Source organism: Spirosoma sp. KUDC1026, assembly GCF_013375035.1.
In the GTDB taxonomy this organism is placed as follows: Bacteria; Bacteroidota; Bacteroidia; order Cytophagales; family Spirosomataceae; genus Spirosoma.
On the sequence record NZ_CP056032.1, the window covers coordinates 3,635,193 to 3,650,000 of the forward strand.

The window sequence follows — 14,808 nt, forward strand, 5'->3', positions numbered from 1 at the left end:
TATCACATCGTCAGTACGGCCAGGAAGGAAACCAACATACTGCCAGTGCAAAACAGCGTAACGAATCGTTTTCGCGGATCAGGCCAGTGTTTCCGGCTTCGCAGGGTGATGAGCAGCAGGATAGCGGCCAGCGGCATTGTTAGTAAAGAAAACGGCAGCAGACAAAACGCAAAATAATCCGGAAGGGTATCGGCCCGGACAGCCTGGAATAGTCCGCCAAGGACCAGCAGCCAGATTCCTCCGTTGAGGAGAGCCGCCCAATAACACTGCGTTGTCCAGCGGAGCTGGTGTAGATTGGAGTACAGGTTCGTTTCTGACATCGTTTCTAACGTTGGTAGTTGACCGTAAGAGAAAACTACCTCAGAAAGTCAGCCCGTTTAGCTTCCTACTGACTTTCCAGCGTCGTCGGGCTGGGGGGCTGCAGCGGTGCTGGAATAGCGCTGTACGTATCTGTCTGCGCGACGAAGTGACTTACTTTGGGTGGAGTCGGGGCGATATGAAACTGTTCCACCATTTCCTGTACGGCAATATCCTCCTGGGTAAACCGCTGGTGCTGGCGGAGGTGATCGGCCCAGGAAGCTACCATAAAGAACTCAACCTGCCGCTCGGGCTGGGTGATGTCGGTGAATACGCCAACCCGCAGGGCACCATCGCGGAGCCGAACCCGCTTGAGTGCTTCGGTGGCCTGCAGAAAAGCGGCCAGCGTCTGGGGATCAATACGGTATTCGATCATAACAACGACCGGCCCGTCGTCGGGCGCGACATGGGCGCGATTATCGGGTTCATCCCATGTCCCGGCGGGCGCCAGATCGAGGGAGGCCGTTTGCTGGATAGGAAACCAGATCGCCAGTAGCATGGCGATGACCAGCGCACCAGCCGCGCTAACTAGGGCCGTAGTCAGCCCAAACTGACTCGCTACGCTTCCCCAAATCAGGCTTCCAAAGGCTGTACCACCTTGAAAAACAAGTAGGTACAGGCTGAGCACCCGCGCCTGCACCCATTTGGGCAGATTGAGTTGTACGGAAATGTTGAAGCTGGTCAGGGTCAGCAACCACGATACCCCCGCCATAAACATGACCGGGTACAGAAAATAAATAGTCGTGAACGTTGCCAGCGCCAGTTCGGCCAGGGCGAAACCGATCATGCCAACCAGGATCCGCTGACTAATAACCAGGTATTGCTGAATAGTATTCATCAGCAGTGCCGCCGTGACGGCCCCCGTACCCAGGCAAGATAACATGATACCGTACGTCCCCGAACTTAAGTGGAGCCGCTGGGCAATCACCAGCGACAGCAACGCCCAGAGCGCGCTGGCCCCGAACGTAAAGGCCGACGCCCGGATCATAATGGCGTGAATCGCCGGCGAAAACTGGACGTAACGAATCCCGGCCCGCAGGGCACTAACGAAGTTTTCGCCGGGCAGGCTCGACTCCGCAATGGGGCGCTTCCATTGGTAAAGTACCAGGCAGGTGCCCAGAAACGAGAGGCTGTTGAGCAGGAAAACGTAACCCGGAGAGAAATAGGCAATGATAAGTCCACCCAGGGCGGGGCCGATGGCGCGGGCTGCGTTCATGCTGACGCCGTTGAGCGTAAGGGCTGCCGGAAGAAGCCGACGCGGTACCAGCTCCGACGCTATGGTTTGCCAGGCAGGGGCGTTAAAGGCGGCCCCAACCCCGAGCATGAAGGTCAGAAAAAGCGTAGACCAAGCCGTGGCTACGCCCATCAGTGTCGTTACCGCTAGCGTCAGCGCCATAACCGCCATGAACGCCTGGGTAACCAGCAGCAACCGACGCCGGTCGAGGAGGTCGGCAATAACGCCAGACGGGACGCTGAGCAGAAAGACCGGCAGGCTGGTGGCTGTCTGCATCATGGCAACCAGTACCGATGACGTAGACAGTGTAGTCAGCAGCCAGACCCCGGCGGTGTTCTGCATCCAGGTGCCAATGTTGGAAACGAAGGCGGCAATCCAGACGGCCCGGAACAGTGTAATGTGAAAGGCTTCCCAGATGGAAGGCGGGGGTTCGAGCGTTGCGTCCGTTTGAATACGTGGCATGTAATCGATGAAAACTGGTAGTAACAGCCTGATTCTATTGCCTGATGGCCTGTCGTAAGGGCCTGCCCGTTGGCTAACGGAACCGGGCTATCGGAAAAACACTGAAGCGGGTCAGTTGTTCTAGGTGGTAAATGAGTTTATCAGGGTCCTTATACCAAATCAAGAACGAGTATGCCACAGGGAGACAAATCGGCCTACACCGACAAGCAGATTCGGCAGGCTGAACACATTGAGGAAGGATACGAAAAACAGGGGGTGCCCGAAGAGGAAGCGGAAAGCCGGGCCTGGGCAACAGTAAATAAAATATCGGGTGGTGGCAAGAAAAGCGGCTCAGGTCGCGGCCATGCCGAGAACAAGGAACCCATGCAGAAAGGGGGCAAAAAAGGCGGTGCTGCATCAGCGTCCCGCACGGCAGAAGAACGGTCTGCCTCCGCTAAAAAAGCCGCTGCTACACGCAAACGTAACGCCGAGAAAGCGTAAGGGAGATAAAAAAGAGGAAAGACCCAAGACAAAAGATGTGAGAAGAAACGTGAACAGGAACGTGCCTGTTAATCTTTTCCGGTTACGTTTTTTGTCTCGGGTCTTTTTGTCTAATGTCTTTCCTCTTTTATCTTATCACGGCATCACCCGCACCGATACACTGGAGGGCTGTTTAGGGGAGAAATAGACCCGATGCGTTGCCTTCTGAAAATCTGCTTCGGTAGCATGGTAAATGTCCACGAACTTCTGCGGATTGCGGTCCACCAGTGGGAACCAGGAGCTTTGCACCTGTACCATGATTTTGTGACCTTTCCTGAACGTGTGGGCCGCGTCCTGCATATCGAATTTCACCTCCGATACCTCGCCCGGTTTCATAGCTTCCGGTTTGGCGAAACTGTTGCGGAACTTGGCCCGCATTACTTCACCCCGGATAAGCAGTTGAAAGCCGCCCATCTTCGTGCCGGGAATTGGGCTGTTATTGGGCGCATTATTTGGGTAGACGTCAATCAGTTTCACGATGAAGTCGGCATCCGTACCGGTGGTTGACACGAACAGATCGGCCATCACGTTACCCGAAATTGTTACGTCCTCTGTTAATGTATCCGACTCGTAGACCAGTACGTCGGGGCGGGTGGCGGTAAAACGCTGATCTTCATACATGAAATCGGCACCCCGAATGGTCCGGATTTCGTTTGTATACGGAACCGGCTTGTTTGGATCGCTGACGTACTCGTCATAACTGGCTGAGCCGGTTTTGGGCGCGTCGAACGAGAGCTTGCCATTCGGCTGGAAATACAATTTCTTTTCCTGCGCGGCTTTGGGCGGCCACGAATCATATTTTTTCCACTGGTTTGAGCCCGTTTCGAAAATATACGCTTTGGGCAGCTGCGGATCAGGCTTGTCTTTCAGGTAGTGACCAAACAAGGGAAACTCGATCGTTTCGCGGTAGAAAGGACCCGTTGGCGAGTCGAAACGGATATTGCCCAGGCTTTCACCCGGTCCCCGCGACCAGCCTCCGTGAATCCAGGGACCCATTACCAGCAGGTTGGGTGATTTAGGATTGTTCCGCTCAATGCCCGCGTACGTTTTCAGCGGACCGTACAGATCTTCCTGGTCGAACCAGCCCCCCACGGTCAGCACGGCCGGTCTGATATTTTTCAGGTGCGGCACGGGCGTACGAGCCTGCCAGAACTCGTCGTAATTCGGATGATCCATCATCTGATTCCAGATGGCGTTCTGGCCTTTGAAAATGTTGTCGTTCACGTTCCGGATCGGCCCAAGATTCTTGTAAAACTCGTACCCGCTGGGCGTGCCGTAGGCCGAAAAAGACGGACTCCCTTTTGGGGTTGGTTCGGGACGGGGAGCGCCGTAGGACGATAGGAACGCAAACGTACCCATCAGAAAAAACGCACCGTTGTGGTGGCGGTCGTCGCCCATAAACCAGTCCGTTACCGGGGCCTGGGGCGACGCGATTTTCAGCGCAGGGTGGGCGTCGATGGCCGTCATAGTTGTGTAGAAACCCGGTGCCGAAATGCCCCAGCTGCCCACGCGACCGTTGTTGTTTGGGATGTTTTTGAGCAGCCACTCGATGGTGTCGTTCGTATCGGAGCTTTCGTCAACGTCGGTTTTCTTTTTCTTGTTGGGAATGAAAGGCTGCACCGCCACAAAATTGCCCTCCGACATGTATTTCCCCCGAACGTCCTGGTAAACAATGATGTATCCATCCCGGGCAAACAGCATGGAGGGTCCCAGCGATGTTTTATACTTGTCTTCCCCGTAAGGGGCTACGCTATAGGGGGTCCGGTCCAGCAGAATCGGGTATTTCTCGCTGGTGTTTTTAGGGACATAAATCGACGTGAATAGCTTGATGCCGTCGCGCATCGGAATCATGCGTTCGAGCTTCGTATAGTTCTCCCGAATGTAAAGCGAATCCTCACGGTTGGCCCGTATCTGCGCTGCCAGCTGGTGCGTCAGCAGCGTTAGAAAACCGCACAAAAGAAGGCCCGACAAACGAAGACGCTGGCCGGGTCGCTGAATTATAAAATGCATCATTGATGAGTTGGTTGTATGCTGACAAAGCGGAAATATAGTACGGAATCGTGACTTTTCGGGCGGTATCAACCAGCAAGACTACATGGATTGGCTAGTCGAGGCTGGTTTTCTTAGCCCCTAATTGTCGGTCAGCCAGTCGCCGAAACCGGATGCGATTGTACTGCTGCAAAAGAATAGGGTAAACGTTATAGACCAGGTTGCTGATCGTGAACACGATGGCCCAAATCCAGTAGCTATATATTAGCGCATAGACCGTTGTCAGCAGGAAGAACACAAAAACCACCGTATGGAACCGCTCGTTGGCGGACGCTTTACTCAGGTGCGACTTGACTGATAAAGTCCGGACCGTATTGTAGGCCGCTTCTCTCCGCCGGATCAGGTGGTTCACCAAAATCCCGTTCTGCGTGTATTTCCGAACAGTACGTAGGCCCAGCCTCTGGTAGATCGCCGTAGTATTGCTTAGCTGAATGGCCCGGAAGAACGAGGGCGGTAAGAAAAACACCAGCAAGCTGATGGCTAAAAAAGTATATAACCAGTTCACTGGCAGAGCAACGTAGCAGAAATAGCCGATGGGGGCAAACGCCAGAATTGTCCAGAAGAAGTTGATCAGCTGATTATAGATCGTAACGGTTTGCTTGACTGTCGCCGATTTCTGGCGTCTGGCTGGTTCCATAAGCTTGTTGTGATAACCGGCTTATTCTATCGGGTGATCCTGATCTGACTCGACCAACTTTTTCAAACGGTGATCTGATCGTTTGGGGCGTTCCGTCTTCTGCCTCACCAACATCATCGCTGCTGGACAATGACTTGAACGTTTATTGAGCAATAAAGAGCGTTCCTGCCGTGTAATTTATCCAAGCGTTTACGGAGAAATCACAGAGTTGATTCTCGCCAGGGCATTTACCACATTACCCTGCGATTCTTTACTTTGCAGGCATTAACTGAGCCGCTTATGAAACTCACCTGGACATTCTACCCCAAAGGTCAGCCCAGCGTTACGTTAACGGTCGTATATGTTCCCGGTCTGGACGGACCCGGTCTGGACGGACCCGGTCTGGACGGACCCGGTCTGGACGGACCCGGTCTGGATGGACCCGGTCTGGATGGACCCGGTCTGGACAGAAAAAATACCCCTGGCTATCTGGAAGTTGATACCAATACAGCGTACGTGAACTGGTCTGCCTTTCGAGTCTTTAACTCCGACGACCAGCCAGCCAAGCGAGCCCTGTTTGGATCATTGACGCGTGTTGATACCTTCGTAAATTCGGCTGAATCAAGTTCATAATGACTCGATTGATTCGTCCGGGTTGCAACGAATAATATTAACAAACTTACCTAATAGTAAGCAGGTCATAGGACCAACAAACCAGCGGCTCGCCAGTCAGCCCAGCCCTCGGTTTGCTGAAACTCGCCAAAGCTGCCCAGGCCGGCCTGCTCAAACGTAGTACCCAGCCGTTGAACTGTCTGTGGTTCCGATGCCTTGAGGCTGAGTTGCGGCCACTGCTGCATCAGCCATTCGCCAACTGGCAGGGGCAGGTCCAGCACCAGATCATCCTGTCGACGAGCAAAGGTCAGCTCCGCCTGGGGGACCGGCGCTGTCCGTTGAGGATACCGCCGTCCGCGACGGGGTTCTGCTACGGCTAGTGTAGGCGCATGGCCTGGCCAGACCACCAGCGCGTTGCTACGTACCTGATCGTCGCTGGTATCGGCAATGGCTTTTTCGATGTATCGGGGTGGTATGGAGGTTGCCGGGACCCGGAACGAAAACCAGTTGGCCAGCGGCATATCCAGCCCCACGCCGTGCATGTAGTTGAACAGCGACTTTCGCAGTCCCTCAGCAAACCGGTCGTGATCGGCTCCCAGTGGATCAGCATGATCCAGATCATTATCGGCAAAGGGGCCATCGGCGGGGCCAATGCGCTGTACGTCGAAACCGGCGGGATGCAGCCCCACCGGACTGTGGGCCGTCATGGCAAACCGGTGCCAGAAGCCGGATTGAACCGCACCAACGGAAAACAACTGCCGCACCATCTCCAGCGAATCGATGGTTTCCTGGGCAGTCTGCGTTGGGAAACCGTACATCAGATAAGCATGCACCATGATGCCAGCCGCCGTGAAGTGATCGGCCACACGCGCCACCTGCGCCACCGTCACGCCTTTTTTCATCCGCTCCAGCAAGCGATCCGACGCGACTTCCAGCCCACCTGATACGGCAATACAACCCGACAGTTTAAGCAGTTGGCATAAGTCGGCTGTAAAGGCTTTCTCAAACCGGATGTTGGTCCACCAGACCACCGTTAGCCCCCGACGCAGAATTTCCAGCGCCAGGTCCCGCATGAGCGCAGGGGGAGCCGCTTCATCCACAAAGTGGAAACCATTCTGCCCCGTCTGGGCCATGATCGTTTCAATACGGTCGCAGAGCAGCCCCGCGGTGAGTGGTTCGTAGCGGGCAATGTAATCGAGCGAAATGTCGCAGAAGGAGCATTTACCCCAGTAGCAGCCGTGCGCCAGCGTCAGTTTGTTCCAGCGGCCGTCGCTCCACAGCCGGTGCATGGGGTTGGTCACCTCAATGACCGATAGATAATCATTCAGCGGCAGGTCGGCATAGTCAGGGGTACCGGTGTCGCGCTGGGCAACATCCCGATCGGTGGCTCCGTTCTGGTACACCACACCACCGTCTACCCGCATGAATGTCCGTTTCAGTTTAGCGACTTCCCGCCGTCCCTGCAGGTGTTCGAGCAACGAGCGCAGGGGCGCTTCGCCATCGTCCAGACTCACAAAATCAACGTAGTCGAACAGACGCGGCTCGCGCAGGCTGCGAAGTTCGGTATTGGCGTAGCCTCCGCCCAATACTACCCGAACATCCGGATAGTGCTGTTTCAGGTGCCGCCCGCAGAGCAGCGCTCCAAACAGATTTCCCGGAAACGGCACTGTCAGGCAAACCACATTGGGTTCATACTGCGCCAGTTTCTGATCCATGAGACGTAACAGTGTCTGACCAACCAGTGTGTCGGGCGCGGTCAGGGCATTTTGAAGGTCATCAAAATGAGTAGCGGTTCGACCCAGTCGCTCGGCATATCGGCTGAAGCCAAAATGGGGATCAATGGCTTCCGCCAGCAGATCACCAATATCTTCCAGATACAGCGTCGCTAAATGCCGGGCTTTGTCGTGGAGGCCCATCGTGCCGAAGGCCCAGTCCAGTTCATCGACTTCGGCGAAGCGGGAGGCTTCGGGCAGGTAACTTCGGTCGGCAATGGCGTGGGCCAGTGTTGGATTTTTGTGCTGTAAAAAACGAATCGTCGGCTCAATCGTCGTTACGTAATCGGCCCGGAGCCGTAGCATCCGCCGGCTGTTCTCGCTTAAATTTGGTACCGTAGTGGCTGTTTCAAACAGATCGTTTAATCCTTTCGTGGAAAAGAGTGCCAAGATCGTTTCAATGCCCAGGTCTGCCTGATGCGCGACTACTGAGCCGCCATCGACCAGGTCCAGGGTGTTCAAATAACCTTTTAAATAGGCAGTAGCCGGGTAGGGGGTATTAAGTTGCGTAAACGGGGGCGTCAGCAGCAGTACGCGAATAGTCATACGGTATCGGTGTCCCGAAATTCCAGTTCGGGCATTGTAAATAATTCTGCAACGAATACGCCCGGTATATCATTCCCAAGCCCCAGAATAGGGAAGAATTTTCGGGCAAACCGACCCTGTAAACCGGTGCTTTAGCCTACTTTACCGAACAACCATTCCTATCTTTACCGCATGAAGTCATTACCGCTGACGACTGCTAGACTAGACGATGTGCCGGGCCTGGTTCAACTCGTAAACCGATCGTACCGGGGCGACAGCTCGCGACTGGGCTGGACCACCGAAGCCGATCTGATCGACGGCACCCGCATCGACGAGACATCTCTGCAAATGCTGATCAATAACCCCGATGGGCGGCTCTTTGTCGGCTGGATTGATGATGAAATCTGCTGCTGTGTGTACCTGGAAACCCAGCCTACTGCGCTATACCTGGGAATGCTAACGGTCGATCCACGCATGCAGGGGCAGGGAGTGGGCAAACAACTGTTGGCAACCGCCGATCAGTACGCCAGGGAACAGGGTTGTTCGGTGATCACGATGACCGTTGTCGCCCAGCGACCAGAACTGATTGCCTGGTACGAGCGGCACGGATTTCAGCCAACGGAGGAGACGCTGCCGTTTCCCGGAGGAACCCGGTTTGGCGTACCACGCCAGCCGCTGACATTGGTCGTACTCCGGAAGGCGGTATAACCGTTTCACTTGGAGATGGGGAACCAACGAGCGTACCTTTGCCCCTTTATAAACCTTTTTTAGTATGTTTCGAACGCTTCTATCGTTCGGTTGTCTGGTGCTACTGAGTCTGACATTTCTGGCTCCCGCATCGCTGGCCTGGAACAAGGCTACCCACATGGCCATTGGCGCCATGACGTACCATAGTCTGCAGCAAACGTCGCCCCAGACCCTGACGCGGGTGGTAAACCTGCTCAAGCAGCATCCCTATTACCAGACCCAGTGGGATACGCTGATGACGAACCGGCAGCTGACCGGACCGCAGCGCGATGAGTACCTGTTTATGCTGGCGGCTCGCTGGCCTGACGACATCAAAGGCAAGGATGCCTACCACGATCATTTCAGCTGGCATTTCATCGATTACGTGTACGCTCCTCAGCTGGGGATCATGCGGGGTGATACCACGATCCCGACGGGCGAAACCATTTTGGAAGCGTATGAGCAAAATCGCCAGGTGCTGACGAGCAACCAGCCCGACAGTTCCAAAGCGATTGCGCTCTGCTGGCTGTTTCACCTGACGGGCGACATTCATATGCCGCTGCACACGACGGCCATGGTGAACCAGTATTACCCAAAGGGCGATCAGGGTGGGAACCTGTTCAAGATCAAACTGATGATGAGCGGCCAGACTAGTAATCTACACGCATTCTGGGACGGTATGCTGTTGAAAGATGATGATTACCCGACAGTAGATAGTATGGCCGTTAGTCTCCTGCAAACCTACACCCGCGATCAACTGTCGCAGTTGGGCAACAGGCAGCCTAATATCGTTGCCTGGTCGAAAGAAAGTTTTCAGCTGGCGCAGGATAATGTATATCGGAGCAACACGCTGCCGCCGGGTACCGACACCAACGTTACGGTATTGCCCCCCGACTACGTAGCGACGGTGAGGCCCATTGCGCAACGACAGGTAGCCCTGGCCGGCTATCGCCTGTCCGACGAACTGGTGGGTGACCTAACGAACTAATAAAACGCTTCAGATAAAATGGCTTCGGTGGGGGACACCCAATCGAAGCCATTTTGACGCAGTACTCTTCTGATACGCTTACTTCACCCAGTCCGGTGAGTCGTCGTTGACGTGGGTTTCCAGGTCGATATACACACCGTTGGTCCAGCCAAAGCCGTCCTGGTTCGGGTACTCACCACCACCGGCCTGCTCGCCCAGATTCACTACATCGTATTTCTCCATCATCTTTCCCGAATCCCGATATACCCGATCGTTTAGCGCCCGCCAGCGTCGGCTGATTTCGGCAGCCGTTTCGCGGAAACCGTACCGCAACAATCCCTGGCAGGTCAGCCACTGTAGGGGCGCCCAGCCATTAGGGGAGTCCCACTGCTGCCCGCTCTGGTGGATACTAGTAACGACCCCACCGTCTTTCAGGAACTGGGATTTAATATGTTCGTGGACGGCGGTAGCCTGCTCCTGGCTAGCCAGCCCGACAAATAGCGGGAAAATACCCGCCAGCGACCAGATACCCGATAGCTTGTGAAAACCCAGGTGATGATCCAGGAAAAACGCCTGCCGTGGGTCCCAGCAATAGGCCATTATCGCCTTTTTGCGTTCCTCCGCCTTGCGCGCAAACTGATCGCTGGGTGCCGTAAAGGAACTCTGCCGATACGCCAGCGACAAGGTTTCTTCCAGGTAATACAGCAGACTGTTCAGATCGACCGGAATCATGTCGGTCGTATGAATGGTGGCCATGTTGGTCGGGTCACCGAACCAGCGCGAACTAAAATCCCAGCCCGATTCGCAGGCGGCCCGGATGTGCCGATAGAGAATACCCGGCGTAACGCCATAAGCAGCTGCGTAGTTGGCCAGCTCAACGTCCTCGGCGTACGATTCCGGGCGGGGAGCCGCCAGGTCATCCCAGTATCGGTTGAGGATACAGCCATCCGGCAGCCGAACCACCCGCCGGAACGTCACCTCGTAATCGTTTAGCCGAAAATAACCATCCATCCAGTAGTTGTACTCCTTCTGCAACTGCGGCAGGTAACGTACCAATACGTCGGGCCCATCAATGTCGCCCAGCAGCCTTACCATCAGCGCAAAGAAAGGCGGTTGCGACCGCGACAGGTAATAACTCCGGTTGGCGTTGGGGATATGCCCATAAGCGTCAATCAGGTACGCGAAATTCTCCACCATATCCCGGATCGAATCAATGTCTCCCGCTATTCGCAGACCCAGCATGGCGAAAAAGCTGTCCCAGTAATATAAACCCCGGAAACGACCACCCGGTACACTGTAGGGTTTCGGTAAGGGGAGCAGCGACGAGTTGGGTTCGTACTGTTGCGTGAGCAGCGGCCAGAGTTTCTGAATGTGTTCGGCCGTGGGCAGGCTCCGGTTACTGACGTAGCCTGTGTCCACCTGCTTGGGAATCTCGAAATACGTTTCGATAAACGCCAGCAGCGAAAAATCAGCGTCGTGCTTCTGAATTTCGTAAAGGCTCAGAATCTCCTCGGGCGAACGCTTGGGAAAACTGTCAGCAAAAATGATGGAGTCGTTAAATACATGCTGCATCTGCACATCATGAAACAAGGGGCCAAACAACTGATCGGGCGGGAGGATGGCAGGTACGGTACTGTAAATCTGAGGAGCGTGTTCGGATTTCCTGGATACGGACATAGTTGAATCGTGTATGTACTGACAAACCCAATTCGGGAAAGGGATGTTTTCCTGCCCGCGTCATGAGTACATTTCCATTAGTATGTTCTTTCAATGCTGGTTTTACGGGGCAAACCCGGCCGAATCGGTATCTCTGTTCGCGCTTATGAACAGTGAGTATGTCAATCGGTAAAAGAAACCAAGAGGATCAAATCTCGCGTATTAAACCAGCTATAACTACATGGAAAATCAGTCATCCCGTCGTCAGTTTCTGGGAACGACAGCCGCACTCCTCTCAGGCGTCGTCCTGAGTAATACAAAACTGTTTGGGGCGCCTGCCCTGATCCGGAGCTTGGGCGACAAACCCAATTCGTTGATCAATGGCGTTCAGGTGGGGGTCATTACGTATTCGTTCCGGGATATGCCCGACCAGAGCGCCGAAGCTACCCTGCAGTACGTACTGGATAGTGGTGCCAGTGCCATCGAGTTGATGGGTGGCCCGGCCGAAACCTTTGCCGGAGCGCCGAAAAGCTCGGTAGACATGCGCACCATGTACCCATTGATGCGCAAAAAACGCGAAAACCAGACGCTGACCGACGACGAGCAGAAAACGCTGACCGAGATGGAAACGCAGATGAAAGCGTACCGGGAGGAGATGGCCAAGTGGCGGCAGTCGGCGTCGATGAGCAAATTCGAGCAGGTGAAGAAAATGTTTAACCAGGCGGGCGTAACGATTTACGGCTTCAAACCCGATGCGTTCAGCATGCAGAACACCGACGCCGAAATCGATTATGGCATGAAAGCCGCTAAAACGCTGGGCGCCAATCAGGTGACACTTGAGCATCCGGCCAACGATGCGCATACCCTCAAACTGGGCAAAATGGCTCAGCAACACGGTATCCGCGTAGGATACCACGGCCATGAGCAACAGACGCCGACGTTCTGGGATACGGCTCTGGCGCAATCGCCGGGTAATGCCATGAATTTTGATCTGGGACACTATATAGCCGCTGGCCAGCCTGACCCGCTTGGACTTATCCGGGAGAAACACAGCCGTATTGCCAGCATGCACATCAAAGACCGGCAAACCCCAGCTCATGGCAAGGGCAATCTACCCTGGGGCCAGGGCGATACACCGTTGCGGGAAGTCCTGTCGCTGATACGCGACCAGAAATATACATTCCCCGCTACAGTTGAACTGGAATACAAGGTGCCGGATGGGTCAACCTCCGTTGCCGAGGTGAAGAAGTGTATCAATTACTGCCGGAACATGCTGAGTTAATGCTGCGCTCAGAACCGGACACACGCTAAAACGAAAGGGGAAGCCAGCTGGCTTCCCCTTTCGTTTTAGGAGGCTAATCTATTTGGTGCTAGACTCCTCGGCCCTGAATAACACGTAGCAGGATCGCAATTATTGCAATGACCAGCAATACGTGAATAATTCCACCCAAGCCGAAGCTGTTGAAGCCCAGAAATCCCAGAAGCCAGATGATGATAAGGATGACAGCGATGGTGTACAATAGATTTCCCATAAGGTGAAGTAGGTTGTTTCATCATCTAACTACGCGAGGCAAGAAAGGTTTGTGAAGTAGACATCTATCACTAAAAACCCTTTAAATGGCACTACAGGCCAGTTTTCCTATAAGATTTGTAGGCTACAGCAAGACTGAAAACATAAAAAAGCCGGCTGTTACGTACGCCAATGATAATGGTCTTTTTACGTGTGATGTGTTCGAGACATTGTACCTAATGACAGATATAAAATGATAACAGTTTAAAAAATCGAACTTTTGTGATGTTATTTTGCTATATATAATACAACTATAATAGATAGGTAGTATTTTTGACTCACAGTAGACAAAAAGACAGTCCTGACGAGAAACCCGGTATTTGACCAAGTGTAGTATTGACCTCGTCAATATTGGATCAGATACGGAAGCAAATTTTAGTTAGTGTAACTACTATCCCTATTCATTACATAGATATGGCTAAGAAAAAGCAATTGATTCGTGTTGTTTTTGATGTTCTGGACAACATGAACCGCAACATGCGGCAGAACGAGGATCTGTCCGTTACTGCCTCTGACCCCGACGAAGCTATCGACTGGGTATATGCCGAAATGCAGAGACAATACAGCCAATCGGATATCCGACTGGCTCGGGTGCGCATCTGTGCCTGAAGCGCAATCGGTCAGATTGACTCGTATATAACTACAACGGTTTCACGATCAGTTATCAGTGAACCCCGATTGGTGTAGATGAATATGTAATCCTTGTCGTTGACCTCAAGGGATTGATTTCGGCCGTAGCGAGTCTGAGTTGAAATAGTAGAGAGGGCGCAACATAAATTAGAATTTTAAATTCTAAGACACCTTCTGATCTTGACTTTAGCCTTATACAGCCCAAGCTAATGCGTTTTGCCATAGCTGGTACTGTTCTTGACTCATTTTTACGTGTACCACATCTGAACCTGATGTCCAAAAATTCATTTCCTGCCATAAATACCGGCGAACTCCGGCTAGTGCGTCGCTGAAGGTCAGGTGTTGTTTGATATACCAACTACTCATTTGGCTAGTCAACAGTCCCTTTTTCTGGAGCGAGTTAGCCACTAAGGTGACCAGCGAGAATAGGCCCATCAACACGGGTGTGGTACGGCCGATGGCCAAATCACTCCATTGCCGCTGTGTTTCTACTCCTAAATGCCCTCGCACTAACGCAAATGTTGTTTCAATCGACCAACGACGTACAAAGTATTCGATCATCGCAGCGGCTGTTAAGGTCGGATCGTTACTGACTAGACCTGTTACCTTACTGTTCAGACGCACCAGCACCCACCGAATAGCCACAGGGTCTTTGCCTGTGTGATACCACAGGGCAGCGCCTGTACAGTAGTCGACTGTTTGCGGTTGACCACCGTACCAGTCGGCCAGCTCGACGTTTTGCCAACTGGTCGTTTTGTCTTCCGCCACTTCGAGCAAGGTGGGTAACCGAACTCCTTTAAGTCGTTTGCGGCCACGCTGGCCAGGGAGCGCCACCGGGACAGGTCCATACAAAGCGGCATCTAGCCGCAACCGACTAATCAGGCTTACCTGCCCCTGCAAGGCCTTCAGTAAATCAATTACGGCGTAACTGCTATCACCTACTGCAATTACCTGACGCTCACCAACCCATCGCTTGACCTGCAAAAGTACCTGTCGTGCCCAGTCGGTTAGCTTTTTGTGAACCCGAGCCTTATCCTCGTAATAGCGTTCAGAGGGAGCTAAAGCAGTTAGAAAGGGCAAGGCCCATACCCGATTGGCCCAATGTACTTTTGT

At 53.6% G+C, this 14,808-nt stretch carries 14 protein-coding genes (1 of these 14 cut by a window edge); 6 read left to right on the forward strand and 8 right to left on the reverse strand.

Translation table 11 applies throughout. The annotated features are described in order from the left end of the window. Positions 1 to 2: 2 nt before the first annotated feature. A complete protein-coding gene (locus tag HU175_RS15215) occupies positions 3 to 320 on the reverse strand; it encodes a hypothetical protein (RefSeq protein ID WP_176567407.1) in 318 nt (105 codons plus the stop codon). A 65-nt stretch (positions 321 to 385) separates the two neighbouring features. After that, entirely contained in the window at positions 386 to 2,053 is a 1,668-nt protein-coding gene (locus HU175_RS15220) for an MFS transporter (protein WP_176567408.1), read from the reverse strand. A 171-nt stretch (positions 2,054 to 2,224) separates the two neighbouring features. Here HU175_RS15220 and HU175_RS15225 point away from each other — a divergent pair, with 171 nt between their 5' ends. Beyond that, complete coding sequence (locus HU175_RS15225; RefSeq protein ID WP_176567409.1) at positions 2,225 to 2,533, forward strand: plasmid stabilization protein; 309 nt, start codon at positions 2,225 to 2,227, stop codon at positions 2,531 to 2,533. A gap of 135 nt (positions 2,534 to 2,668) precedes the next feature. Here HU175_RS15225 and HU175_RS15230 read toward each other — a convergent pair whose 3' ends face one another. Continuing rightward, complete coding sequence (locus HU175_RS15230; RefSeq protein ID WP_228724174.1) at positions 2,669 to 4,585, reverse strand: CocE/NonD family hydrolase; 1,917 nt, start codon at positions 4,583 to 4,585, stop codon at positions 2,669 to 2,671. 91 nt (positions 4,586 to 4,676) lie between these two features. Further along, positions 4,677 to 5,258 (reverse strand): hypothetical protein, encoded by a 582-nt coding sequence (locus HU175_RS15235; protein WP_176567410.1) that lies wholly within the window; start codon positions 5,256 to 5,258, stop codon positions 4,677 to 4,679. A 279-nt stretch (positions 5,259 to 5,537) separates the two neighbouring features. On the opposite strand from HU175_RS15235, the gene HU175_RS15240 reads away from it, so the two are divergent. Continuing rightward, the gene (locus tag HU175_RS15240; RefSeq protein WP_176567411.1) at positions 5,538 to 5,870 is read left to right on the forward strand and encodes a hypothetical protein; all 333 of its coding nucleotides are present in this window, start codon (positions 5,538 to 5,540) and stop codon (positions 5,868 to 5,870) included. A 65-nt stretch (positions 5,871 to 5,935) separates the two neighbouring features. Here HU175_RS15240 and HU175_RS15245 read toward each other — a convergent pair whose 3' ends face one another. Next, complete coding sequence (locus HU175_RS15245; RefSeq protein ID WP_176567412.1) at positions 5,936 to 8,167, reverse strand: B12-binding domain-containing radical SAM protein; 2,232 nt, start codon at positions 8,165 to 8,167, stop codon at positions 5,936 to 5,938. Positions 8,168 to 8,338: 171 nt separating this feature from the next. On the opposite strand from HU175_RS15245, the gene HU175_RS15250 reads away from it, so the two are divergent. Further along, positions 8,339 to 8,854 carry a GNAT family N-acetyltransferase gene (locus HU175_RS15250; protein ID WP_176567413.1) on the forward strand — a complete coding sequence of 172 codons (516 nt, stop codon included), beginning with the start codon at positions 8,339 to 8,341 and terminating at the stop codon, positions 8,852 to 8,854. 64 nt (positions 8,855 to 8,918) lie between these two features. Then, positions 8,919 to 9,860 (forward strand): S1/P1 nuclease, encoded by a 942-nt coding sequence (locus HU175_RS15255; RefSeq protein WP_176567414.1) that lies wholly within the window; start codon positions 8,919 to 8,921, stop codon positions 9,858 to 9,860. Positions 9,861 to 9,938: 78 nt separating this feature from the next. Here HU175_RS15255 and treA read toward each other — a convergent pair whose 3' ends face one another. Next, positions 9,939 to 11,516, reverse strand: coding sequence for an alpha,alpha-trehalase TreA (gene treA, locus HU175_RS15260; RefSeq protein ID WP_176567415.1), 1,578 nt, complete (start codon positions 11,514 to 11,516; stop codon positions 9,939 to 9,941). 220 nt (positions 11,517 to 11,736) lie between these two features. Between treA and HU175_RS15265 the strand changes: the two genes are divergently transcribed. Continuing rightward, complete coding sequence (locus HU175_RS15265; RefSeq protein WP_176567416.1) at positions 11,737 to 12,777, forward strand: sugar phosphate isomerase/epimerase family protein; 1,041 nt, start codon at positions 11,737 to 11,739, stop codon at positions 12,775 to 12,777. A gap of 88 nt (positions 12,778 to 12,865) precedes the next feature. On the opposite strand, the gene HU175_RS15270 is transcribed toward HU175_RS15265, so the two are convergent. Beyond that, a complete protein-coding gene (locus HU175_RS15270; RefSeq protein WP_176567417.1) occupies positions 12,866 to 13,027 on the reverse strand; it encodes a lmo0937 family membrane protein in 162 nt (53 codons plus the stop codon). A gap of 452 nt (positions 13,028 to 13,479) precedes the next feature. On the opposite strand from HU175_RS15270, the gene HU175_RS15275 reads away from it, so the two are divergent. After that, positions 13,480 to 13,674, forward strand: coding sequence for a hypothetical protein (locus HU175_RS15275; protein WP_176567418.1), 195 nt, complete (start codon positions 13,480 to 13,482; stop codon positions 13,672 to 13,674). Between the two features lie 213 nt (positions 13,675 to 13,887). Here HU175_RS15275 and HU175_RS15280 read toward each other — a convergent pair whose 3' ends face one another. Beyond that, positions 13,888 to 14,808, reverse strand: the 3' portion of a protein-coding gene (locus tag HU175_RS15280) for a transposase (RefSeq protein WP_228724143.1). The gene runs 420 nt beyond the window's last position; only the last 921 of its 1,341 coding nucleotides appear in the window; its start codon lies beyond the right edge, outside the window; its stop codon occupies positions 13,888 to 13,890.

Bases quoted from the DNA above. Each gene is read 5' to 3' on its own strand.
- HU175_RS15215 (WP_176567407.1), bottom strand. From the start codon at position 320: ATGTCAGAAACGAACCTGTACTCCAATCTACACCAGCTCCGCTGGACA.
- HU175_RS15220 (WP_176567408.1), bottom strand. From the start codon at position 2,053: ATGCCACGTATTCAAACGGACGCAACGCTCGAACCCCCGCCTTCCATC.
- HU175_RS15225 (WP_176567409.1), top strand. From the start codon at position 2,225: ATGCCACAGGGAGACAAATCGGCCTACACCGACAAGCAGATTCGGCAG.
- HU175_RS15230 (WP_228724174.1), bottom strand. From the start codon at position 4,585: ATGATGCATTTTATAATTCAGCGACCCGGCCAGCGTCTTCGTTTGTCG.
- HU175_RS15235 (WP_176567410.1), bottom strand. From the start codon at position 5,258: ATGGAACCAGCCAGACGCCAGAAATCGGCGACAGTCAAGCAAACCGTT.
- HU175_RS15240 (WP_176567411.1), top strand. From the start codon at position 5,538: ATGAAACTCACCTGGACATTCTACCCCAAAGGTCAGCCCAGCGTTACG.
- HU175_RS15245 (WP_176567412.1), bottom strand. From the start codon at position 8,167: ATGACTATTCGCGTACTGCTGCTGACGCCCCCGTTTACGCAACTTAAT.
- HU175_RS15250 (WP_176567413.1), top strand. From the start codon at position 8,339: ATGAAGTCATTACCGCTGACGACTGCTAGACTAGACGATGTGCCGGGC.
- HU175_RS15255 (WP_176567414.1), top strand. From the start codon at position 8,919: ATGTTTCGAACGCTTCTATCGTTCGGTTGTCTGGTGCTACTGAGTCTG.
- treA (WP_176567415.1), bottom strand. From the start codon at position 11,516: ATGTCCGTATCCAGGAAATCCGAACACGCTCCTCAGATTTACAGTACC.
- HU175_RS15265 (WP_176567416.1), top strand. From the start codon at position 11,737: ATGGAAAATCAGTCATCCCGTCGTCAGTTTCTGGGAACGACAGCCGCA.
- HU175_RS15270 (WP_176567417.1), bottom strand. From the start codon at position 13,027: ATGGGAAATCTATTGTACACCATCGCTGTCATCCTTATCATCATCTGG.
- HU175_RS15275 (WP_176567418.1), top strand. From the start codon at position 13,480: ATGGCTAAGAAAAAGCAATTGATTCGTGTTGTTTTTGATGTTCTGGAC.